10 protein-coding genes and 1 pseudogene are annotated in these 24,523 nt (G+C 43.7%); 6 read left to right on the top strand and 5 right to left on the bottom strand.

Annotated features, from left to right (window positions below):
* Nucleotides 1–28 precede the first annotated feature (28 nt).
* The 5 genes and pseudogenes from KOD92_RS22040 to KOD92_RS22020 all read right to left on the bottom strand — a co-directional run bounded on the left by KOD92_RS22040 (nt 29) and on the right by KOD92_RS22020 (nt 9,335).
* A complete protein-coding gene (locus KOD92_RS22040; RefSeq protein WP_215235769.1) occupies nt 29–2,455 on the bottom strand; it encodes an Ig-like domain-containing protein in 2,427 nt (808 codons plus the stop codon).
* Nucleotides 2,456–2,478: 23 nt separating this feature from the next.
* Nucleotides 2,479–4,647, bottom strand: coding sequence for an Ig-like domain-containing protein (locus KOD92_RS22035; protein ID WP_215235768.1), 2,169 nt, complete (start codon nt 4,645–4,647; stop codon nt 2,479–2,481).
* On the bottom strand, nt 4,644–7,031 hold the full coding sequence (locus KOD92_RS22030; RefSeq protein WP_215235767.1) for a hypothetical protein: 2,388 nt from the start codon (nt 7,029–7,031) through the stop codon (nt 4,644–4,646). The genes KOD92_RS22035 and KOD92_RS22030 overlap by 4 nt, the downstream gene beginning before the upstream one ends.
* A 183-nt stretch (nt 7,032–7,214) precedes the next feature.
* A pseudogene (locus tag KOD92_RS22025) lies at nt 7,215–7,874 on the bottom strand (M43 family zinc metalloprotease); the annotation flags it as partial.
* A 51-nt stretch (nt 7,875–7,925) separates the two neighbouring features.
* A complete protein-coding gene (locus KOD92_RS22020) occupies nt 7,926–9,335 on the bottom strand; it encodes a hypothetical protein (protein ID WP_215235766.1) in 1,410 nt (469 codons plus the stop codon).
* A 123-nt stretch (nt 9,336–9,458) separates the two neighbouring features.
* On the opposite strand from KOD92_RS22020, the gene KOD92_RS22015 reads away from it, so the two are divergent.
* From KOD92_RS22015 to KOD92_RS21990, 6 genes are all read left to right on the top strand, one after another.
* Nucleotides 9,459–11,351: a sensor histidine kinase gene (locus KOD92_RS22015; protein WP_215235765.1), complete on the top strand. Its 1,893-nt coding sequence runs from the start codon at nt 9,459–9,461 to the stop codon at nt 11,349–11,351.
* A gap of 54 nt (nt 11,352–11,405) precedes the next feature.
* Nucleotides 11,406–13,334 (top strand): sensor histidine kinase, encoded by a 1,929-nt coding sequence (locus KOD92_RS22010; protein WP_215235764.1) that lies wholly within the window; start codon nt 11,406–11,408, stop codon nt 13,332–13,334.
* Nucleotides 13,294–13,935: a response regulator gene (locus KOD92_RS22005; RefSeq protein ID WP_215235763.1), complete on the top strand. Its 642-nt coding sequence runs from the start codon at nt 13,294–13,296 to the stop codon at nt 13,933–13,935. The genes KOD92_RS22010 and KOD92_RS22005 overlap by 41 nt, the downstream gene beginning before the upstream one ends.
* A 42-nt stretch (nt 13,936–13,977) precedes the next feature.
* Entirely contained in the window at nt 13,978–15,918 is a 1,941-nt protein-coding gene (locus KOD92_RS22000; protein WP_215235762.1) for a sensor histidine kinase, read from the top strand.
* A gap of 1,147 nt (nt 15,919–17,065) precedes the next feature.
* Nucleotides 17,066–23,668: an FG-GAP-like repeat-containing protein gene (locus KOD92_RS21995; protein ID WP_215235761.1), complete on the top strand. Its 6,603-nt coding sequence runs from the start codon at nt 17,066–17,068 to the stop codon at nt 23,666–23,668.
* Between the two features lie 145 nt (nt 23,669–23,813).
* Nucleotides 23,814–24,353, top strand: a complete 540-nt coding sequence (locus KOD92_RS21990; protein ID WP_229254805.1) for a T9SS type A sorting domain-containing protein — start codon at nt 23,814–23,816, stop codon at nt 24,351–24,353.
* Nucleotides 24,354–24,523: the final 170 nt, after the last annotated feature.

Genomic DNA, 24,523 nt, shown 5'->3' with positions numbered 1-24,523 from the left:
TCAGTTTGAATCCGGCTGTCAGACATTATTATAGTGGAAGATTTGACCAACTTCCAAGCACTTTACCTTTCCCGAGTATTTTGAAATTCACCGTCTTGGCCTCCGGGTCTGACCATTTAACCTCAATGGCACCTACTCCATTTGTCAATACCTGAGCTCTTTCAGTCCCAATTTGCCATTCCACGAGCATGCCTACCGTGGGAATCAGATTTTCGTCATGGAAAAAAATATAAAAGGGATTGGGTCGCCTGACGTTTGGATCGTAGTCAATGACAAACCCATTGCTCTTCCTTCCTTCATATGTCATTCCTGAAATATATTCGGACGCATTGAAGCTTACAGCTACCGATTCCTCATTTTTAAGTGAAGCTTTTAATGAATAGCCCCTGAATTCCGTGATCACGCCCCTTGCTTCTACGATACCAAGCGCATTGGTGAAGTTCTCACTGGATTTTATTTCGAAACCCTTAACAGCCTGCCAGTTGATTTCGACCTGCGGTATCGGCTTTCCCTCCATATCAGTGACTCTCACCTGGAAGGGGTTGCCATAGCCTCCCAGGACATTCTTGCTCAGGATTTCAATTTTATAGTCTGGCCCAACCTTGGCGCTAAATTGCAAAGGTGAGCCCGCCAGGGCTTCGCCTGCACGGTTAACGGAACCGACTAGTACTTCCTGAGGCAGCTCATTATCTCCCAGTACCCAATTTGCTTCGGCATAACCATCGTCATCCGATTCAACCATTGCATTTTCCAATCTGCCTTCGCCAGCAGTAACAACCCAATTCACAATCGCGTTTGACACTCCTTCGCCATCCTTATTGGTTATTCGTACTTTGAGCGGCTTAGGTAAAAGTTTTCCTTTTGCCCCAGTCTGCGCATTGCCGCTGACTGAAGCAATCTTCGTGGGTGTGTTTAGTTTGAGCCGGAAGCTCAATTCATCTAATACACGATCTTTGTAAGTCACCCTAAAAATGCCGAGCTGGCTTGGAGTTACCAGATCAGAGGTGCTCATTTTGATATAAAAGCCATTACTGCTTGTTTCCAGAGATGCCGTTATCTTTGAGTTGGCGCCTTTCCCAAGTTTCATATGAGCGTAATTCTTCGGATCAATGGGTGTACTTCCGTCGGCCTGTACAAGTTTGAATAGTTTGGGCTTATATTCCTCAAAGTCCAGGGGGAATTTGAGAAGGTTGTTTTGCTCATCAACCACCCTGGGGACATTGTGCTTAATATTTACAAACTGCTTTTCGAAGTGGGACCAACTGTCAAAACCAAACTTATACTGCACTTCGACCCTTGGATAAGTTTCGCCTAAGTCGGTTAACGGGAGAATGTACGGATCGAACCTGAAAACAACCTGCCCGTTAGCCCTGTGGGCGAACTTAGGCTGCAAATTATAAAGGACTGTACTGGTTCCAGGAACAACAATACGCATATCAATCGGAACAGGAAGTTCAGTAAACGGCAATTTTGTCTCCTGGTGGATGACGGTAAAGGCCAGTTTCACCATATCGTCTTCCAATTCATTATAGTCAAGGTCCGACGCCTCTTTGAACGGCACCAAAAACAACGGAACACCAGCTGGGCTAGTGACTTTGTCATATAGCTTTTCGACTATATCCCAGAAAGAAGGTGCATCGGTCTCCAAGGATTCAAGATCTTCCACCTTTCCAGTTACTTTCTTTTCATAATCGGATTGCTTGATGATCGATTCGTCCAGGTCAGTTAACTCCTTTGCAGCCTGCGGATTATTGGCGCCGCCCTCGCCCGACTGCAAGGCAGACTCGACAAGTTTTTTCAGAGTTGCAAGCACCGGATAAGAATCAAGCGCTACTCCTCCGCAGGCGATATTTTGCGCGTGGCTGTTGAAATTCTTATCTATTTCATCCGTAGGTTCTTTTTTCTCGCATTCGCTTGCCATTTTTCTTTCCGAAGAATAGTCGGCAATGATCTCTCCGTCCCTGGTGACTACACTGCCCAGTGTTTTGTACTTCCCGGTGGTCCAGTCGTAATCCAGAATAGAAATTTGCTTATCGGTTTCGTTATAATTGACGGATTCGATTACAAACCTGCTTTTGACGCCATTGCTGACGGTATACATTCTGCCCGTGCCTTCGTCCGGATAAATTTGACGTACAAACAATTTGGAGTTGTTCTCTCTCGCGTACACCGAGGTGTGGATATATTCCAGCTTACCCTCCGCATTGATTTTTCCGAAATAGGCCACCGTATCCCCTTGATAGGCAACGCGCAATACCAATTGTGACAAAGTGTTTCTCTCTAATTTTTGAGCATAGATTACATTCCCGACCCCTTCCACAATCTGATTGTTGAATGCAGCATCCGCCTTTATCTCTTCTTCTGTAACTCCGGCAGGACTTTTTATATCAATTTCATTTCTGCAGCCGGCAGTGATGAGCAGCAATTGCAGAAGGACAATAAATGTTTTTTTCATGTGATTCATAAAATGGAAAAATCTCATTTTATTATGATGTTGGCCCATGATGCTATTGTTTGGCCATTAACATTGATGTTAAGACGATATTGCGTAATGCTGGGATTGTTGCGCGTAACGGTCATTTCCCCCCGTTCGTTCGTACCACTCCCATCGATGCTATTGCTGTTCGCTGGCCCGATTATGACATCCAGACCCGGAAATGGGATCAGATGCTTGTCTACGAAAATAAGCTTGAAAGGATTCGGCAAAGATTCGCGGTTATCGTTGATATCGATAAAGCAGAACAGGTCATAAGGTACTCCCGAGACAAATTGCTGCGGGCTAAACGTCACCGATTTCGAATCGTCGTTCTTAACGGCTACTTGCATAGCAATCTTTCCCCCCGTCAGGACAATTGACGCCTGGGCGATTCCGTCGTAATTTGTAAACTGCTCAAAATTGGTAAGCCTCACACCCGACTCAGGTGCCCAGTTAAGTTCTACCTGCGGCAACGGATTTCCACTGGCGTCGGTGACCCGCACTTTAATCGGATTGGTATAGAAGTTTCCACTGGCATTTTTGCTGATGATCTCCACTTTAAAAGCGGATGCAACAGCAACATTGGCAGTGAACATGGCTGATTTCGATTCCGTTTTTTTATTCACATAAGCTTCAACCTGCTGTGCAGCGGCAGCGCCGAGCTTCCATTTCATTTCCGCGAACCCCTCATTATTGGTTTCGGATGTAATGTTGCTGACCGACCCACCCCCGGATCTCACGATCCAGACGACCTTCGCTTTACCGGCGGGCCTTTCGTCATCATCTGTCACTTTTACTTTGAGCGGCTTTTCAAGTTCTTTACCCGCTTCGCCTGTTTGCTTATCCCCGTCAGCTGAGCTTACCAGGTAAGTGGGCTGCTCCCCACATCTGAATGTCCGCAAACCGATTACCTGAAAACAGGTATCCATGGCAGCCCTCGCCTGAAACAGATCATTGGTGTGAGACATCACATTGCCCAGTACCATGAATTTGCTTGCCACGCTCACACATCGAAACAATCTTCCCAGTCCCCTTGTGAAGAAATTTGTTTGATCTGTCAATCCACTGCACGACAGCACCGCTTCATTGGACAATGCAAACATTTCCCCTGCCAGTTCCAGAGCAATAATTGCAAACTCTTGCGGAGATTTGGCTTTCTTCAGCACCAACTCTTTTTTTTCAACCAAACTCTTCGACAGGTTCTGGATGCCCTGCGCCGTTGTTTTCAGACAACCAGCCCGGATAGGCAGATGATCCAGGACCAGATTAAGCATGAAAAAATATACATTTTGCCTCCTCGCCAGTTTGCTTTCTTCGCTATCGTCCCCTTCAGATGGTTTCCCTGAGCGAATCACTACGGAATATTCCCCATTGTCCGCCATTGAGTACATAACAGGGTCCGGCATGCCATAACCATCGCCCCATTTGCCCATAACAGCATCTGTCAGGCTGGTAGCAAATATCCTTCTGCCGTCGATCGTGAGCCGTGCCAGATTTTTTCCGTCTTTATAAATCCCGGCGACATAGGTATGTGAGACATAACTATTTTGCAGCAATAATTCCGTGTTGGCAGTTTTAATGGTAATCGGCTTGTCATAACTCTGTACCGCGGCTGTTCTCAGATTGGTCACATCATTAAAAACCGCAGCCATTGAGCGGAACAAGGAAGTATTGGTGGTATCAGTTACGGATTTACCAGCTTGCAACACTGCGGATACTTCATCAACGAACGCATTGAATGCCGGTTCGGCCTTTATTTTTTGGATGGCATCGACCCTACCCTCTGTGGTTAACGAACTGATCATAAGCGAATTCATCAACATCGCCAGTGCCGTGGATGCTGGCGAAAGATCACTCTCTGTTTGCCCGGGATAGTTATAACCCATCAGTACAATATCGCCGTTTTTGTTCATCAACAGCGTGGTAGAAGTTTTACCGGCTGTGTCAACTGCATAAGATGAGTTGACCGGCGTCGTGCTTTTTAATGCCGAAAACACCTTCAATCCGGCGGTATCTATCTTGATGCCGGCCGGCAAACTGATGCTACCGCCGACCTGCCCTTCCTCTACGACCGGCCCCGCCTGCTGAATATTGATTTCGTTGGTACAGCTGGTATCAAAAAGCACCAGAAGAGCGAATATGACCGAGTAAACTAGTCTTATAGCCATCATTTAATAGATTTTTGAAAGGGTGATCTTATACCGCCAATCTTACCTTTTGCGGATGGGGTGATTCTCTTTGTAGAGTTGCTACCTACTCTTAGGTTTGGAATTTCAGATATCCTCTCGAATTCAGTATATGTGGTGTAATCAAATTTTACCCCTTGGAGTACTACATCTAATTCTTCTTCATATAGAAGTAGCGTATTTTCATTTAGCGTAACAATGCGCCTGCCCCACCATTCTTTATCTGAGGGATCAAAAAAGAACAGCACTTTTTCCTCTTCGTCAATTTTATAAATATTATCTCCTGTACTCCACTTCTGATCGTAAAATGTCCGGTATTCATAATCCCCGCCCCCTTTAAAAATCCAAAAAAAATGGTCAGGCCCGTCAAAGGTGTAGCTGTATGGACCCGGCCTGTCCATACCATATTCCTTAACCAATTTCCAATTTCCTAATATTAATTTAGCCAAATTCCCCTCTTTACCCCCACTCGCCGAAAACACCACCGGCGAACCCGCCGCCGGCGTCCCATCCTTCTTCTTCACAATCACCTCCACATTCTGTCCGCCGGACGGCCCCAGCTTCCAGTTGGCCGAAACCAACCCTTCTACATTCGTGATGCGCTGCAAATTCCCAAAGTCTCCTCCCCCGGCCAGGATCTTCCAGGCTACTTCTACACCAGCTTCCGGCCTGCCTTCTCCGTTCAGCACGCGAATGGTCAGTGGCTTGGCTAGCTCTTTGCCATATTGGCCGGTTTGGCTGTTTCCTGAGGCTATTTCTGCTTTCCGGTCGTTGCCATCGAATGCGGTTGCTTTGAATGTGGCCGTTGTAGAGCCTTTCGTTTTGTTGACGTGAGCTTCCACTTGCTGCACTCCTTTTCCCGGCCCGGGTGTCCAGGTAACCTGGGCTATTCCGTCGTAACTGGTTTCTGTCTCTTCCAGGCTTACTTTTCCCCCACCCGATTTAACAACCCAGCTCACCATCGCTTTGATCGCCGGTTTTCCGTCTTCGGTCCTTACCTTGACAACCAATGGCAATGGCAAAGCTTTACCGGCTTCCCCTTTTTGATTACCGCCACTCACCGAATCCACCAGGTAAACAGGCTGTTCCCCGCATTTAACGAGTTTCAAACCAACCACCTGAAAACAGCTGTCGATGGATGCTTTTGCCTGGAACAAATCGTTCGTGTGAGCAGTAATGTTGGCTGCGGTCATGAATTTGGTGGCGATGCCCAGCAGCGAAAACGTCTTGCCCAGACTTCTCAGGAATTTGAACGAGTCCTCGCCCGCGTCGCACTCCTTCAAAAGGTCTGTGGCAGTTTCCAGCGCCTCGCCGGTAATGTCGAGCGCAAGGGCCGCAAAAACTTCCGGAGAATTAGCAGTTGCCAACACGGATTCCCTTTTGTCCATAATGCTTTTAAGCTTCACAGGTATCGATTCAAGAATGGCCGAACCACAATCATTAGCGATTGGAAAGACATCTCTCAGGATTCCATAAAGAAACCGGTGCACGTTATGATTTCTGGCAAATCTGCTTTCCAGCGTTTCGTCTCCTTCCGAGGGCTTTCCAGACCGGATCTTGATCGTATATTCCCCATTACCGGACAGCGTGAACTGTGCGGGTGAAGGCATTCCATAACCATCACCAAATACACCAGCCGCAGCTTCTGCCAGGCTGGTCGCAAAAAGTGTCCGGCCGCCAATTACATACATCGGGCCGACAGCCTTGTTGTCCTTGTAAACCCCAGCCACATAAGTATGCGCTACATTGTTGTTTTGGAGCATTACCTCGGTATTGGCAGTCGTGATTTTGATGGGATCTTTGTATCCTGCTGTCGCCGTTGTCCTCAAACCGGTAGTGGATTTGAACATAGAAGCAATGGCCTTTATCAATTCAGTATTAGTCGTATCGGTCACTGCCCGGCCGGACTGTAAGCCAAGCGAAATTTGCTTGGCAAGCTCCTGGTAAGATGGATCTTTCTTGATTTTTTCGATCATTTCCAATTTCCCGAAAACTGAGAGTGAGCGCAAAGTCAATGTATTCATTAAAAGCGCCAGTGCAGTCGATTCGGCGGAAATGCTGTGATTGGTCTGCCCAGGATAGTTATAGCCGAGCAGCAGAACCTCACCTTTACTATTATTGAGCACCGTTGTTGAAACTTTGCCAGTGGTATCGATTGCAAATTGCGAAGCGACAGGAATGCTGCTGCCTGCCCCGGAAAGTACCACCAGCCCGGAAGTATCCGCTTTGGTATTAACTGGCAAAATGACCTTTCCCGTAATCTGGCCCTCTTCCACGATCGGGCCGCCCACCTGCACCGAAACTTCGCGTGTGCAGCTGAATGCAATGAGAGTAAGGTAAAAGAACAGTAATAGTAAACGTTTTTTCATTCGGGATCTTTTGATAGAGTTGGGTTACGTCGGATATGAGTAGCCTGGCCTACAGCGATACGTCCGCGTTTGTAAGACAAATTTGCACTTGTCAGATCATGTCGCTCAATACCCCGATCGGGGTATTCTACGGTCACACATTAGGAACGGTCAGCTATATACGCGAGTGTAATGTCGATTCCTTTATTCATCTGGTTGGATTCGTTTCTCGAATTTGCTTTCATCCCCCAACCCTGAAAAGAAACACGGTATCGGCTCCCGGTAAATGAATTTTTCCGGCTTTTCGACGTAGCCATTGCGTATCACACGGCCATTCTGAAATCCGTTGAATGGGGTCGGTAGCCAAAGTCCGTAGTTGATGGTATGCCGCACCCGTTTTCTCTGATCAACCGTAAACGAATTGTCGTGACTATAATAGTAGTCCATGAAATTGTTCGCGATGTACGCTTCTCCTTCACAATTCCTGCGGTTGTAACGTTCTTCCTGGTAATTCTTTTCATACGCATTGCGATCATAGTATTGCGTATCGCCGCAGTAGTCAGGATCTCCCTTATTGCATCCGAAGTGAGTATCCAGGCCTCCATCGAAGACGTGCGCAAGCGCCAGCGCATGACCTATCTCGTGAGCTGTCACTTCCACCCCGTCGCCCGGGCCCAGATGCTTCGCATTCAGGAATACACCATAGGCATAGTGGGGCCTGGATCCCTTTCCACCAACATCTACGCCTTCCAAATCTCGTGTGACCATCGGATAATAGGCCCAGCTGGCATTGGCATAATTGCCTTCAATATTGGGATACACCCAAATATTGAGGAAGTATTCCGGTGTCCAGAAGTAGCTGAAAGCATCATCCGCCGCCTCATTAACATTGTCATCCGTGTCGACTTTGAACGATCACTTAGCAGATTTTACACGGTGCAAACCTTTTATCGGCAGGATATTCCCCTCCGGATCACGCTCAGCCGCGTAAACTTCTATAAACAAATCGCTGGAATTCGGGTCTTTCGGGCCGCCCGTAGGATTCCACTGATTCCTGAAAGCCTTTGTAACCCCTTCCAGCAACTCGTTGACTTTGGCCTGGGTCAGGTTTTCTGTATTCACTTCATGAAAAATTACGGGAATGCGAACGATGTCGAATGTATTTGGCGCAGTAGCCGTAATGGTGACTATATTACTTTCTGCATTAAATCCTTTTACCTGGAAAGTCAGGTCCCCGGTTTTCCTGGTTGTAAAACGCTTTGAATAGTCGATGATATCGGTGCCTTGATACAGTTTTACATCCGCCGTCGGCGTGATCGGCTTGCCGTCGAAATCCAGTGCTTCCACCGAAAACGAAACCTCCGAAAATCCGTCCGCCCAAAAGGTATTACCGTATTGTGTATAGCTCAATTTCAACGTTTTGACCGGACTCATCACCTCTATGTCCAGCGAATTGCTCTCTATCTTGTATCCCTTGGCCTGAAAAGTCACCTTACCCAACTCGCTCGTTTTGAATTTGGCACCAGCATCAATCTCATTCGTGCCCTTGAAAAGCCTGATATCTTCGCTAAGTGGCACCGGCTCATTGGCAGCATTCAACCCTTCCAATACAAAACCGGTTTCAGAAATGTTGTAGCCAAAAAAACGGGCATCGGTTGATTGCTTAGAAAGCCTGAGCTTCTTCACGGGACTTAATGCTTCCGCAGTGATCTCGTTGCTTGTCAGGTTTCCGCCAGTCGCTTTAAATTTATATTGCCCGGCCTTTCTGGTCGAAAACGACTCGCTTGTTAATACCTCGTTGTTGCAATACAGGACAAACTCCGATGATAGCGGCACCTCCACGCCATGATGAAAAAGCGCGATTTTGAAGTCCAGAGCAGCCTTTCCGTCAGCGACGAAAATCTCCTGCTGCGCCTGGTCGATGGACAAATGGAGAGATAGTTTTGATGGATCTAGTGCGCGTATAGTGAGGGTATCACTTCGTATTTCTCCCAGGTGCGCTACAATTTGATAGGTACCTTCGGCTGCGATTGTAAATTCACTTTCCTCTATGATTTTATCTCCCTGGGTAAAATAGATCAGCTTTTCCGGAACATCAAGCTGCTCGCCTGCCGCGTCGAAAGCACTTGCCGTCAGCGGAATTGAAATGTCTTCCATTCCAATAAAATAATCGGTCTTAGCAGGCTTGCCAATAGTCATTTCCTTCACACCGCGCACGGGATAGTACTCGTTCATGCTTTGTTCCAATTCGCTTTCACAACCAGAAATGCAAAGTGAAAGGACGAGGACAGAAAGAATGTTTTTGTAACGTAGAATTGAATTCATACGAACTGATTTTAGAGAGGTTTACGTACAACAAATCTCACTGCATTCCCCGCCGCTGGCAATACCCCCATCGGGGTATTTTTACTAGTACCGGCTTCGTGTATCTTTCGCAAAAATTCTCTGATGCGCAAAACCCTCCTGCTATTGGCCTTTCTAGCCAACCTCGGCGCTGCATGTATAGCCCGGACTCCTTTCCCGCCGGATACATTGCCGGGTAAACCGTATGCTTTTCCCATTGACGATCAGTTTCGGGAGACGGATTTGCACGGCTATCTGTACGCATTCAGCACTGTCGACAGTAATCTGAGGATTCAGGATATTTTATCAAAAAAGTTGCCTTTCACCGTTTTGGAACGCCTGATACCGCATTTTGGCAATGACCACCGTTACCACTGGATACGCGCAACCATCATAAATAATGGCACACAGGTTAATCAGCTTGTTTCTTACCTGCATCAGAACGAATTGTCAGATATCGCTTTCTATATTGTCAACGACGAAAATGAAGTGACTTACCAGCAGGAACATTTCAGTCAAAGGACTTACATTAACCAAAAACCGATCATCACGCGCTACTTTGCATTTCCTGTGGATATCCGGCCGCAACAGGAAGTTACCATTTACTGGCGCGTTTTCAGAGACGAAAACAGTGTCATACTTCCCTTCAAACTATATCAGCGGAATGCATTTCACGCATTCCTGGTCACCTACGATTCACTTGCGTTTATAAGCCTGGGTGTGATACTGAGTGCCTTCCTACTCAGTTTTATTCTGTTTTTTGTAACGAAATACAAGCTGCTTATTTACTACGCAGGCTACTGCCTTTTCTACTTTATTCTGTGTATCGCAAATGACGGGATCATCCTGCAATACTTCCATATTGATCCGTTTGAGATAGCAATCGGCGTACGGCTGGTAACGACCGGACTCATGATGTATTTTCTGCTGCAATTTTCCAGATACTTTCTGAGTGCCGACCATTTGCTGTGGCGCTGGGTGGTAAAAACGGCTAAATATCTTGCTTACATCCTGCCGGTCCTCTCTATTGCAATCGCGGTGCTGTCGCTCAATACGCTTTTCGTGTCCATCTTTTTTCTGATGGGGATGTTTTCGATCATCCTGATCTTTGTGATGATCATCGTTGGCATGATCCACAGGAAGCGGGCGGCTTATTTTTATTTTATCGCGGCGGGCCCGTATTTCGCTTCCTGCATCTGGTTTGCGCTGATTATACTGTTTGGCGTTCCGACCACCTGGTTTTACTATACCTCAATTTTGTATATCCCTATTATTGAAATGGTAGTGCTTGGTATTGAGCTTGGCAACAGGCTGATCCGGGAAAGGGACAAATATTACCGCGGACTAAATGACCTGCAACGCGAACTGACGTCTTCCATTTTGAAAACGCAGGACGCAGAACGGAGACGGATTGCGGCGGATCTGCACGATGAACTCGGTGGAACGCTGGCTACTATACGTCTTAAATTCGCTTCGCTAAAAAGGGGCTTGTACCTCAGAGAAAATATCGCGCAGCCGGAAATGCAGGATGTCGAGGAAATTGAACCATTGATTCACAAGAGCAGTAATGACCTGCGGCGTATTTCCCAAACGCTCATGCCTCCCGAATTCGAACGGATCGGATTAGCGGGCAGCATCAAGCATGTTGTCGATTCGTTATCCGCTCACAATGCCAAATTCACATTTCTCACAGCAGGGGAAAAGCGAAATCTGTACACGGAAAAAGAACTGGCTATCTATCGCATTACCACAGAAATGGTTCAATATATCTGCCGCCGGGACCAGGTTTCCCGCGGCTCGGCACAACTCCTTTATTGCGACGAACACCTGCGGGTCGTGATTGAAGCCGATGAAAAAATTGGGTCGGTCACTAAGACGGATGAAATTGTGCGAAAAGATTTGTCAAGCTACTCGTTACTTGTAAATTACCTCGATGGAAACTTCTACCTTGAAGTAAGTCATTCAGGCATATTTATAATTGCCGAAATACCCTATTGAATTCGGTTTTCTGCACACACGGCACACGAGGATGCGACAGTGAATTTGCTGCTTATGCTTAAATTTTTACTTCCGTTTCTGCTCATATTGACCGTACCGGGTATTTCCCAAAAGGCATATAGCAACGCCAAGCCACAAATATCGTCTTCCTACCGGCTGTTTATGGTTGGTAAAAATTTCAGTACTAGCAGCCTGACCGGCCACGTGTATCTGCTCACTACGGCAGAAAATATCAGCATTGATGAAGTAAAGCGCCGGCAGGAAGATTTCTCGTTGCTGCACGATGAAATTCCCACGCTGGGTATGGATAGCAGGTTTCACTGGATCAGATACCAGGTCCGGAATGCAAGCCCGGATACAAAAAATCTGATCGCCGACATTCGGTACAATGAATTAAATGATGTGTGCTTTTATGTGTTGGACAGCATTGATCAGGTAACCTATTCGAGAGAACATTTTAACCGGAAAACCCACATCAGTAAAAAGCCGGTACACAGCAGGTTTTTTTCCTTTCCATTGCGGCTCAAACCCGGCGAAACTGTCAGCGTATACTGGCGATTGTATCGCAGGGAAAGTTTCATCGTGGTACCCGCCGGACTATTTGATCAGGAGTACTTTTTTACTTTTAATGCGACCTATGATTTTTTCCTGTACCTGAGTCTGGGCGTTTTTACTTTTACATTTTTGCTCAGTCTGCTCCTCTATATTTTCACCAAATACCGGCTCCTGCTCCTATACTCGGGATACACGCTTTTCTACGGGCTCTCGATCGCGAGTATGGAAGGGATTCTGACCCAATATTTTCATTTGAATTTTTCACTTCTGGAAGACAATACCAAGAATGTATTCTTCTGCTGCCTCAACTTCTTCGTGATCCTTTTTGCAGTTCATTTTCTGGAAATCAGATCGTTTCTTGGCAGGAAGATTTACCGGCTTTGCATTGCCCAGGCTACACTCGTTCTCCTGTTTGGCGTTTATCTGCTGCTGACGCCTTTTACGGGCACTACCTCACTCATTCTTTCGGCCGTCGCTATGTTCGATATGCTGCTGGTTCTGAGCCTTGTTATCACTGCTCTTTTGTATAAAAAAAGGATCGCTATCCTCTATCTGATCGCCATGTCGCCGCTGTTTGTGAGCGCTTCCTGGATGATATTAACGATCATTTTCGGCGTGACCAGGACAGCGTTTTTCTACCAGTCATTTCCATTTCTCCCGTTCTTTGAAATGATCGTATTGGGTATCGGGCTGGGCTACAAGCTAATCATAGACAGGAACCATTATTTAATTGGATTGAATACCTTGCAGAAACAGTTCACCTCCTCCATTGTCAACACCCAGGACGCTGAGCGGCAACGGATTGCGGCCGACCTGCATGACGATCTGGGTGGAACGCTCGCTACGATCCGGCGCAGGTTGTGGGACCTGCGGTTTAAGATCAATAATGAAAATCTGGCAAAGGAACTGGACGAACTGGATCCGCTTATCCTGAAAAGCAGCGACGACCTGAGGCGGATATCGCACAACCTGATGCCGCCTGAATTTGAACGCATAGGTTTTGCAAATTCACTTAAACAGTTCGTCACTGAGATCCCTTCACAGCCCACAAAATTTCAGTTTGTAGTTAGCGGGGATGTGCAGAAAATGCCCTTGGAAGTGGAGCTGAATGCCTACCGGATCGTATCGGAAATGGTACAGAACATATTCAAACACGCTAATGCGGCACGGGCGTCGGTTCAGCTGCTCTATCAATCTGATTTTCTGAGAGTTGTGATCGAAGATGACGGTAATGGAGACAAAGTTGAAAAATCGTCGGTTTTGGCCTCAGGTATGGGGTTAAAAAACAGTATATTGAGAGCGGATTACATTGGCGCCAGTCTCCTGAGAGAGAGCGGAGAAGCCGGTACATTTGTTATACTCGATATTCCTTACCGTTACATTTCAAATGACGCTGACGAGCCAAACCAGGATACTGCTGGTAGATGATCACCATATATTCAATGAAGGCCTGAAACGCCTGATCAACGAACAACCAGGTTACAGCGTTTGCGGACAGGTTTATCAATCCAAAGACATTTTTCCGGCTATCGAAAATCTCAGGCCACACCTGATCCTGCTGGATGTCAATTTAAAGGGTGTGAATGGAATTGATATTGGTAAACGGATCATCAAAGATTACCCGGCTATTAAAGTGATCGTGCTGACGATGTACAACCAGTCGAAACTGCTGGAAGAATCCAGAAAAACAGGGCTGCACGGCTACCTGCTGAAAGACGCTACGACGGCTAAACTTTTAAATGGTATCGAAACTGTGCTGCAAGGCAGATCTTACTTCGACGAAGCGATCCTCGGCACTCCCCAGCAGGAAGATCAATTCACGGACACATTTGCCCAAAAACTGAATCTGACATTCCGGGAAATTGAAATCATCAGGCTCATTAAAAACGGCTACACGAACGAGCAGATCGCGGATCAGTTGCATCTGAGCTTTTTCACTATCAAAACACACCGCAAGAACATACATTTCAAACTCGGGCTTACCAAGGTTACCGAACTGATTGATTTTGCAGTCAAGAATGGGATTTAGTGTGCTTTACTGCGTTTTTAATACCATTTCCACCTTCCGCCTGTGGACCGAAAGAGAAGTTATGTCCGGGTACTATTGCTGCTGACCGCCTGGGCAGCAGCAATAGTATTGTTCCCTGAGCCGCTTCATGCCCAGGCCGACCCGACTATAGAATTTACACACGCTCAGCAAAATAACTTGCGGCCGATGGCGATCAAAGCTGGTTTTGTCCGGAGCAACATGTCAGGTTACCTATATCAATTCAGTACACGAGACAGTACAATCGGGATCAGTGCGATTTTAAATGGCTACGAGAAGTTCTACCGCATCGAAGAGGAGTTGCCGGATCTGGGTATGGACAGCCGCTACCACTGGATCAGATTTGCGATCAGAAATGCCAGTGATAAAACGCAGTTTCTAATCTCAAATCTGCATTTTAAAGAATTCAATTATATATCATTCTACTTAGTCGACGAGCGGAACAATATCCTGTTTCGTCAGGAGAATTTCTCCCAAAAAACTCCTATCTCTAAAAAACCGATCCTGACCAGATATTTTGCGTTTCCAATCCGGATCAAGCCGGGCCAGCGGTTGACGATCTACTGGTGCGGTCAGCGGGAACATCGTGTGGTACTAATGCCGCTGAGGTTGTATAGTAAAGAAGGTTTTTTCAAATACATGTTCACCGCCGATTTTCTGCTTTATTTCTCACTGGGAGTTGTGGCGGTTGCAGCTATTCTGACAGGCATTCTATACGTCGTCACCCGTCGCCGCCTGCTCTTGTATTATGCGGGGTATACCCTTTTTTACGGACTGTCACTGGCAAATCTCGAAGGTATCCTGACGCCAAACTTCAAGATCAACATTCCGTATCTGGATGAAAACACCAACATCGTTTTCATAGCAGTTGTTGCCTTTTTCATGACGCAGTTTTCAATCAGTTTTTTACAAATAGGTTCCTACGCACCGAAATGGCTGGTTACGTTCGCAAAACTGCTGTGTTACCTCTCGCTGGCATTCATTTTCTACGCCTGGCTTACTCCTTTCAGCAGTTTCAATGCGACTTTATCGTCCCTGCTTAGCCTCGTTACTTTGCTAACAGTCGCCGCTATGATCATTTACGGCATAATTTGGCGCAAGTACGAATCTTTTCTCTACTTGGTGGCAATCGGCCCCCTCTTCGTTATGTCAGTCTGGTTTGCTACGGCTGTACTGGTGGGCATGCCCCGTACCTGGCTATTTTTTGAAGCGAGCCACTACTCTTCGCTGTTCGAAATCGTTGTTCTGGGAGCTGGCATCGGCTACAAGCTCGTGCGCGACCGGGACGAATATCTGTTAAAACTAAACCGTCTGCAAAAAGAATTTACCTCTTCCATTTTACAAACTCAAGATATGGAGCGCAAACGTATCGCGGCAGATTTGCACGATGATTTAGGCGGCACCTTAGCCACTATCAGGAGAAGTATATCAGATCTAATGACTGAGTCGAAGGATCCCGACACGGTTAGAAAGTTTGAAAACCTGGAACCACTCATACAGAAAAGCAGCGAAGATCTGCGGCGGATTTCGCACAACTTAATGCCACCTGAATTTGACAGGATCGGCTTGTCGAATTCATTGTCGCAACTTGTGCTTGCATTACCGGCAGCCCCTACCCGGTTTCAATACCTCTGCTCAGGTACCGAGCAAAGGTTGGGAAGAGATATTGAGCTGAATGCGTATAGAATAGTTTCCGAGCTAATACAAAATATCCTCAAACATGCCCGCGCGAAGCAGGCAGCAATTCAGCTGATTTACTTTGAAAATTTTCTACGAATTGTGGTAGAAGACGACGGGCTCGGGAATAGTATTCGGAAAATGGCACCTCAATCTCCGGGAATAGGATTAAGAAATTGTATTCTGAGGGCAGATTACATCGGCGCAACGTTAAAAACGGAAACCAGCGAAGGGGGTTCGACTATCATATTAGATATTCCTTACAAGGAAACTTCAAATAGTCAGTGACGGAACTTAGAAGGCATTAATATTCGGTATCACATCATTAATTGATGTTAGCTTTCTCACACTACAAAGGATTAAAACCTTAAATTAAGAAGTAACCGCATATTATTGGAAGGACAACAACTTTGAAACTGGAATTAGGGAGAGAGGGATTCGAACGATTGACTTAACCACCTCAAAGTCAACAGCATGACTCTTTCTCAATTTACCTTTCCACGATGCACGAAGCATTCAAAAATTCCGGTACTAGCTATTACCGAAATGTCTGATTTTCAATTCATAACAACTCAATATCGTTTTAAAGTTACGACATTGATTTTGTAAGTCAAAACAGCCACGCCTACCCAGTGGCATTTTTCTTGAATCAGCTTTTGAGACACACCTTTACTCTTTTAAGTATAACAAGAAACTGATTCACGAAGATCATCTTGGTAACGCAAATTACGCAAGCTTAGATCGCACAGAATAAAGATGTTTTTGACTACATCTTACTCGTTAGGCCCTGGGTTCGGTCCGGTCAGCTGTTACTTAGCTAAGCTAATCACAATGGAAGAAATAACTGAGTTCTAGTACCGATCCACAATATATGGGTCGAACCTTTTCAATTTAGCCCGTTTTAAGTTGGTTTTCATCTTGGAGTCGAATTGTCACGGCACAAGTCCTGAAGCTCCACTTGATGCTGGGTATTGAAGTGTCAAGTTCATTCACGTGCGGGCTTCGGATGCCGCAGCAACGATATTAGTGATTAATAAAAGTAACTTCGGAAATGGAATGCTGTTACAAATTTTCTCGGAGACAAAGCTTGCTTCTTTTTGTTGAGGATCGAAATAATATGTATCTCAGCTAAAATTCGCTCTTTTCGCCAATTCCAAAATTCAGTAAATTTACAATCCCAACTGATTATCATCTATGCTAACTTCCAGACGGCAATAGAATGCACTGCCTTTGCAGATGTCAATGCCGCAAAATATGTTTTTGCGTTCGAATAATAAACTATTTAAATAATTGCTTAACTTCCTCACCATAAGCAGTTATGAATTTCAAAGCCGCCTATATAGGGCAAAATGTAACCTTTACTTTAAAGTGATTAGCGCTAAACAACCAAGTTTATAATTTATTGTTTTAGGTCACCCTAATTAACTCGCAACGTATGAGAAAACATTTTACATTTGTCATCCTTCTCGTAGTTTTGGCCAGTCATAATATCATTGCTCAGAAGAAATTTCCTGTCAAAGAACTTGGATTATCACAAGGAAAGATTAAAGTTTCCGAATCCGGCTCGTTAACCTACCTAGTACCCATCCAAGTTGTTCCCGGGAGTTCTGGCACGCAACCAAGTTTAAATATCGCTTACAATCATCAATCAGGAAACGGAATGATGGGAATAGGTTGGAATATCCAAGGATTGTCAACCATTTCGAGAATTCCCCGGTCCAAGACTTTGTATGAGGATTCTTACAGAAATTCATTAGCAAAAGCTTTGCTCTTCGATAAAAATGACAGATTCTCACTCGACGGACAAAACTTAGTTTTATCGGAAGAGAACATTTCGACTGACCCAAGTGATTTTTTCGAAGTCAACTATGGCGAGCCAAACACCACTTATTTCCCCGAAAAAAATGACTTTTCAAAAGTGGTTATCAAAGACACATTAAATGGTGCCCCAACGTATTTTGAAGTTAAGACAAAATCGGGACTTGTCATGGAGTTTGGGAATACAATAGATTCTCGAATTGAAGCTCCAGGAGGAAAAATTCCTATTCATTGGCTAATCAATAAAATTTCCGATACAAAAGGGAACTATATAACATTTAAGTACGCTGAAAACAATGAAACAGGTGAATATTACCCGCTAACAATTGAATATACTGGAAACGATAAGGCCGGAATAGCCCCTTATGCTTCCGTTAACTTTAACTATCAGACTTCTCCAAAAGTAAGTATCGTTTACAGCTATGGCTCGCAAATTAATCTTTCCAAACTCTTAGTTTCTATTGATTGTAAATTTGAAAATCAAATAGTTAGATCGTACTCCTTCAAATATGATCAAGGCGATTGGACCTCCAAAAACTATTTGAAGTCTATTTCTGAATCAGTAGACAAAGATACTCTCGAGCCTATAAGATTTTCTTGGAATACACCAGTAAACCCGAATTCAACTGAGCGGATAGGTGTGTTTAACTATAAAGCACTCAAAATGGACCCTCTAAAGCCGCGACTAGCGTATTTTGGGGATTGGGATGGAGATGGACGACAAGATATGCTGATACACGTTTTGAAATCGGATCACAAATATCCAATATTTTACACCAGCCGAGAAGAACCTTTCAAAGTTGCTACTTTCTACGAAAATCTTGGTGCATCGGAAGAGGATGAGTGGCGCCCAACTAATGGATACAAGATTCAAAAATATGGGCAATCACCATTTGACTTGCCACCGCCTGCTCAAGATTATACAGATATCTCTTATTTCATAGTTTTAGACTTCAACGCTGATGGCAGAAGTGACCTGATATGGTATCGTCCTCGAGATGGACAGCATTATATGTATATAAATAATTCCACACCTTCCGATATAAAATTTATTCGTCAGACCTCGCCAGCCATATCTAATTCTTTATTTACAAATAATTTTCAGCTGATACCTCGTGATTTTAATAACGATGGATTGATGGATCTAATTTTTTATTCTAAGAATGGGGAGGGCTATATAAAATCGGAATTTTACAAAACAGAACCGCCCAGTACGCCAACAATTTCAAGTCTTTCTTTAAATGTTGGTACTTTTAAAACTTGGGATTGGCAGAATCAAAAGGCTGCCGGATGGAATATACCAATAGCTAAATCCGATACGTCGCGCGTCTTCTTTGAGGACTTTAATGATGACGGACTAGTTGATGTTCTCAGTTTAGATGAACGAAAACCACAAAGCCTCGCTGTCGGGGAACCATTAAAAGGAGGTAATGTAAAAATATTCCCTCAAAAAAACTACGAAGTCACTAAGCAAGGTAAATTATACTTCACGCATGAATTTGATTTCGACTCATTAGGAATTACTCCTTTTGAGCTGCCCATCATTAGGCTCTATAATGAGCCGGGAACCCCGGCTATTATTCGCAAGAACTACGAAGAAATCTTTTTGAATGACTTCAATAGGGATGGACTGCTAGATATTCTCATTTACTCTATTGAAGCGGGAGTGCCATACTTTAATTTTAAAATTAATAAAGGCAATTTCAAGTTTGAAAAGCCAGATAAGAATCCAATTAATCTTCTAGCGGGTACTGAACTAGCCGCTATTTTGGCCAAGACATTATCGAATAAACTTTCTATAACAGATATTAATCGAGACAATTATCCCGATCTAGTATTTGAGGCATCTAATTTGATTATAGCCTTTATTAATGAAGGAAATTTTCAGTTCGTTGGGCCGATAAACTATCCAAAAATGTTTTTCGATTCAAACAACTCAGAACAAAGGGCAAATTACTTGACAACAGGCCCCAGTTATGACTTTTCTTATAATTACGACACTGGTGAGAACTTCTACAACTTCAGCTCCGGGGGGTATGAACTTACGATCGATAAGATAGCAGAGACGACAAAACAGTATAGTGTTACCTATAGCACATTATTCAACCAAGATGTATTTAATATTAATCAATCAGTAGCGTACGATTACCCCTTAACAAAATCTTATGTTCCAATTACAGTGGTACAAGAGCTGTTTATGCAGTCAAACTTAACATTCAACACCTTTCGGTACTCCTACACTGGGTCTGTCGTGGATTTAAGGGGAAAGGGATTTAGAGGTTTTGAAAGCATCTTGACAAAAGATTCTGGGAAGAATTTAGATGAATTGAAGTCCTTCAAATACTCTGTTAACTCGAGAATAGATCCATTATTTAGTGTTGCCACTTATAGTAATGGAAAAGTTTTAACAAGTACAACAATTGAACAAGCATATCTTGCCGATAACATTTCGCTAACTTACTTCCCCTTCCCTAAACAGTCAAAGACTACGCGGTTTGAACCTAGCAATCAAACGATGAAAGACAATACGATTACTAGACAGAGATTTGATTCTTTCGGAAATCTAACTGTATTGACAACCGATTACGGGGAGGGTATGATAGATTCTGTGGTCAATGTCTATCAAAATGACAAAGAAAGATGGCATCTGGGAAGACTAGTGCGTGCAACGGTATACAAGCTGATCCCCGGCAAGCCATTGCAAACAAGCTCCACTTTATTTGAATACGATGAGGAATCCGGACTGTTGATTAAGGAAATCACAAATTCGGGAAGTGGGAACGAAGAGCTGCAAACTGAAAAGAAATATTCATATGATGTCTATGGTAATATACATGAAAGTAGTAAACTAGCTTGGAATAATGGCGAGAGAGAAACTCGCACATTGAAATCTTACATGGATAGCCTCGGGCGTTTTACTATTAGGATAACTAATGCTTTGGGTCATACCTCAACAAGTCGTTTTGATGATCGAAACGGGAATATTCTGGAAACAGAAGACTTAAACGGTCTTGTTACTAAATATAAATATGATAAATGGGGCAGGAGACGAATGGAGCTATTCCCTGATGGTAATTGGAAATCGACGGATTATTATTTTTATGACCCTCGTTTTTTTGGAACACCGTACGAGTGTAAAGAAAATTGCCCCGATGTCTTTCCTAAGCCATACATAGGCTTCGTGATTCACAAACAATCTTCGATTGCACCACCCATCATCGAATATTATGATGAACTGGGAAGGAATGTTGGATCAAGAACAACCGGATTCAACGGCCAAAATGTATCTAGTTATCGAAGGCACTCGCCTATCAATGATTCTGAGATTAACGTTGAATATAATGCCTTTACAGATGATGAAACTCCCCAAGAGACAATCTTACTATATGACGAGTTTGGAAGGCATATTAAAACGATAGCTCCTGATAGCAGAATCAGTGAATTCGAGTACAATGGCAAAATTACTACTTACATAAATGCGCTTGGGCAAAAAAAACTATTTGAGAAAAATGTCAGAGATCAAATCACTAAAGTCACAGATGATGAAGGAAATGCAGTTTTGTACGACTATGATGCAAATGGTAATCTCTTGAAAAGTACCGATCCCCTCGGTAACGTTATTTATAATGAGTACGATTCAAGAGGTTTAAAAACTTCAACTTCAGATCCAAACGTCGGAACTTTTCGATATGAATACAATGGCTTCGGTGAGTTGGTCAAACAAACCAACCCGCAAGGATTAGTTTCTGAATTTAAGACTGACAAACTTGGAAGAATGATTGAACAAATTGAACCCGAGGGCAAAACAGTTTGGACTTACGATTCAGGTCTTGGGGCATCGATAGGAAAAGTGATAGCAATATCCTATTCTGCGGGTAACATAGGAGTTGAATATCAGTATGATAGTCTCGGAAGATTAGCCCGTGAGATTCAAAACATTGACGGTGAGAGCTATACAAGTAGCACTCAATACGATTCCAAAGGTAGGCCAAACACATACACTTATCCTTCTGGTTTTCAGATTAGGTACGGGTACAATGAACTTGGATTTTTAGAGTATGTACAGCGCCTAGACGATAAAATTATACTTTGGAGAGCTAAGAATTATAACGCAAGAGATCAGCTCACACTACAAGAATTTGGGAACGGCATATTAACACAGTATTCTTTTAATTCACATACCAATCTATTAGAGAAAATTGAGGTGTCGAAGGGTAGTAAGTTTTTGAGTAATCACGAATATGAATATGACAAACTTGGAAACCTAGTCAGTCGTACAGATGTGCTTAGAGATTTAACGGAGGCATTTAAATATGATAGATTAAACCGACTTACCAGCGCAATAAACGGAGTTAATGACGTCACGGTATCTTATGACCTATTAGGAAATATCGTTTATAAATCAGACGTCGGTTCATATGAGTATGGAAAATTAAATAATGGTCCACATCAGGTTGTACGAATAACTCCGGTTTCTAATGTTGATCCCTTAATTTGTATCCCATCTTTAAACCTACAAACAGAATATAATTCATTTGATAAAGTTAAGAAAATTTCAAATGACACCGCCTATGTAGAATTTGCCTATGGTGTTGCAAAACAACGTGTTATGCAGAAAATGTTCATAAAGGGTGTGCTTATTAAAACAAAAATTTATGTAAATAGTAATTTTGAGGTTGAAATTACCTTAAATGAAAAACGTCTTGTGCATTATATCAGAGGTGCCAATGGAGTTATTGGTGTATATATAAAAAACAATCAAGGTAAATCTAGCACTCAATATTGGCATAAAGATAATCTAAACTCATTGATTGCAGTGAGTGATGAACAAGGGAGCTTGGTAAAAGAATTTAGCTACGATGCTTGGGGCAAACGGCGTGAGTTAAACGGGGCACCTGCAAGCAGTGTGTATACTTTGGGAGCCGGTGATGAACGTGGGTTTACGAGTCATGAACATTATGATTTATTTGATATAGTTGATATGAATGGCCGGATTTACGACTCTACTCTAGGAAGATTCCTTTCACCAGATCCCTTCATTCAAGATATTTCGAATTTGCAAAATTTTAATAGGTACAGTTACGCCTTAAATAACCCACTCACCTACATAGATCCTAGTGGGTATTTTCACATTGGCGGTTTTAGTTTCCCAAATCCGTTCAACGCAATTAGAGATATCGCTCGTTATGTTGCAGCTCCGCTTGTAGGTATTGCTGCTTTCTCAGACTGGGCTTGGGAGAAAGGTAGCAAATGGCTTAAGGAAAATTGGAAAACTGTGTTAATTGTCGCAGTTGTCGTTGCTGCATCAGCGTTGACTGGAGGCGCCTTAGGCGTTGCCTTTGCAGCTGGAGGACCATATGCGCTTTGGGGAGCAGTAATATCGGGGGCGGTCGGAGGCTTTGCTGGAGGATTTACCGGTACACTCATGAGTGGCGGCACTTTAGGGGACGCATTTAAATCAGGGGGTAAAGGTGCTGCACTCGGCGCGGTTTCAGCGGGGTTAACTTATGGAGTTGGATCCACAGCTAGCGCCGTGACGGAAGCTCAAGTTAGCTCTGCTGGCTATTCGGTAAAGATAATGGGACATGGTTTGGTACAAGGTGGCATGGCGAAGGTTCAAGGAGGTAAATTTGCTCATGGTTTTTATTCCGGTGCTGTTACGGGTGGATTTGAACCAGTGAATGCCAATATAAGCTCGGAACTAGGCAGAGTTGCAACTGCCGCTGCGCTTGGAGGGACAACTTCAGAAATAAACGGAGGGAAATTTGTAAATGGGGCAGTAACAGGTGCGTATGTCCAACTATTTAATAGTGAAGCGCATGCACTTCAAGAAAAAATTAATCGCAATTCAGAAACTGCTAGCAATGCAGCCACAGTAGCAGGGGCGTCAGCCTCTGCATTTGAAGAAATTAGTCCAAAATATCAGATGGTATTCAAAAGATATGGCGAAATGTTAAATGGGCTTCCGGGTATTGTTGAGGGCGGATATAATCTTTTCGTAACAGAAAACTATACAAATGCAGCCAACGCATTTGCCAGGGCAGGCTTGAGTATTGGTTTTGGAACTTTGGCTGCCGCAGGTACAACTGCACTGCTTTCTGTCGCTGCTGGCACAGCTGCGATCCCCTTCGTAATATCCGCTGGTGCAGCTGTGGGCGTAGGTTTCACGGTGAATATTTTTGTGGACAGCTTAGTGAACCAAACCTTAATCCCCAAATAGCATTATGTTTCGACATCTTCTTACTGTACTATTGCCAATATGTCTTTGCAACCTTTGTTTAGGGCAAACAGTATATAAATTATCCTATGATAGGAGCGGTAACCGTTCTTCTCTTGTCAAGACTGGTACGAAACCAACTTTGCCTGTGATATCAGGCCAAGACCAAAATATAGTAATTATAAATAATGAAAGCGTTCGACTCACTTATAAGGTAGAAAATACACCCAATTCTAAGTATGCTTGGAACATAATAAACGGCCAAATTAACGAAGGTAATGGAAAAAATGAGATTAATGTTACTTGGTTTGGCAACCCTAGTGGCTACGGGCAATTATCCTTAGTTGAAACAAGCATCGATGGATGCATGAGCGATACTGCTATGTATTCTGTAAGTTTAGACATTATCACCAGTGTGCAACCGCATCTATCGTCTGAACGACTTCTAGTATTCCCAAACCCGTCTAAAAATCGTCTGCATATTGAGTATGAGCTAAAAGAAGTCAGTAATGTTGTAATAGATGTTATTAATTCTAGCGGAAATGTTGTTCAAACGTTAAATAACGGCAATTTAATACCTGGTAAGTATTCAGATATAATTACTAATAATTTGTCGAAGGGGATTTATATTCTTATACTAGACACTAAAAAGAATATATTGGTGACTAAGTTTGCAATTGAAGATTAATTTTGATAAAATTTTCCGAAAATCTTCGAATAGCATTACTATCTCCAAAAACACTATTGTGGAGAATTTGCAACTCCGCTAAATTGACCTACTATTAAGGGGGACATTCCACAGCTCATCGAAATTATCAAATTTTTAGATTCTGAAAGCAATCAGCCGAAATCACTCGG

This window comes from Dyadobacter linearis (genome assembly GCF_907165045.1).
In the GTDB taxonomy this organism is placed as follows: Bacteria; Bacteroidota; Bacteroidia; order Cytophagales; family Spirosomataceae; genus Dyadobacter; species Dyadobacter linearis.
This window is presented reverse-complemented; position numbering and strand designations above follow the sequence as displayed.

Coding starts and splice junctions, on each gene's coding strand:
- KOD92_RS22020 (WP_215235766.1), bottom strand. CDS start 9,335: ATGAATTCAATTCTACGTTACAAAAACATTCTTTCTGTCCTCGTCCTT.
- KOD92_RS22035 (WP_215235768.1), bottom strand. CDS start 4,647: ATGATGGCTATAAGACTAGTTTACTCGGTCATATTCGCTCTTCTGGTG.
- KOD92_RS22040 (WP_215235769.1), bottom strand. CDS start 2,455: ATGAAAAAAACATTTATTGTCCTTCTGCAATTGCTGCTCATCACTGCC.
- KOD92_RS22015 (WP_215235765.1), top strand. CDS start 9,459: ATGCGCAAAACCCTCCTGCTATTGGCCTTTCTAGCCAACCTCGGCGCT.
- KOD92_RS22030 (WP_215235767.1), bottom strand. CDS start 7,031: ATGAAAAAACGTTTACTATTACTGTTCTTTTACCTTACTCTCATTGCA.
- KOD92_RS21995 (WP_215235761.1), top strand. CDS start 17,066: ATGAGAAAACATTTTACATTTGTCATCCTTCTCGTAGTTTTGGCCAGT.
- KOD92_RS22005 (WP_215235763.1), top strand. CDS start 13,294: ATGACGCTGACGAGCCAAACCAGGATACTGCTGGTAGATGATCACCAT.
- KOD92_RS22010 (WP_215235764.1), top strand. CDS start 11,406: ATGCTTAAATTTTTACTTCCGTTTCTGCTCATATTGACCGTACCGGGT.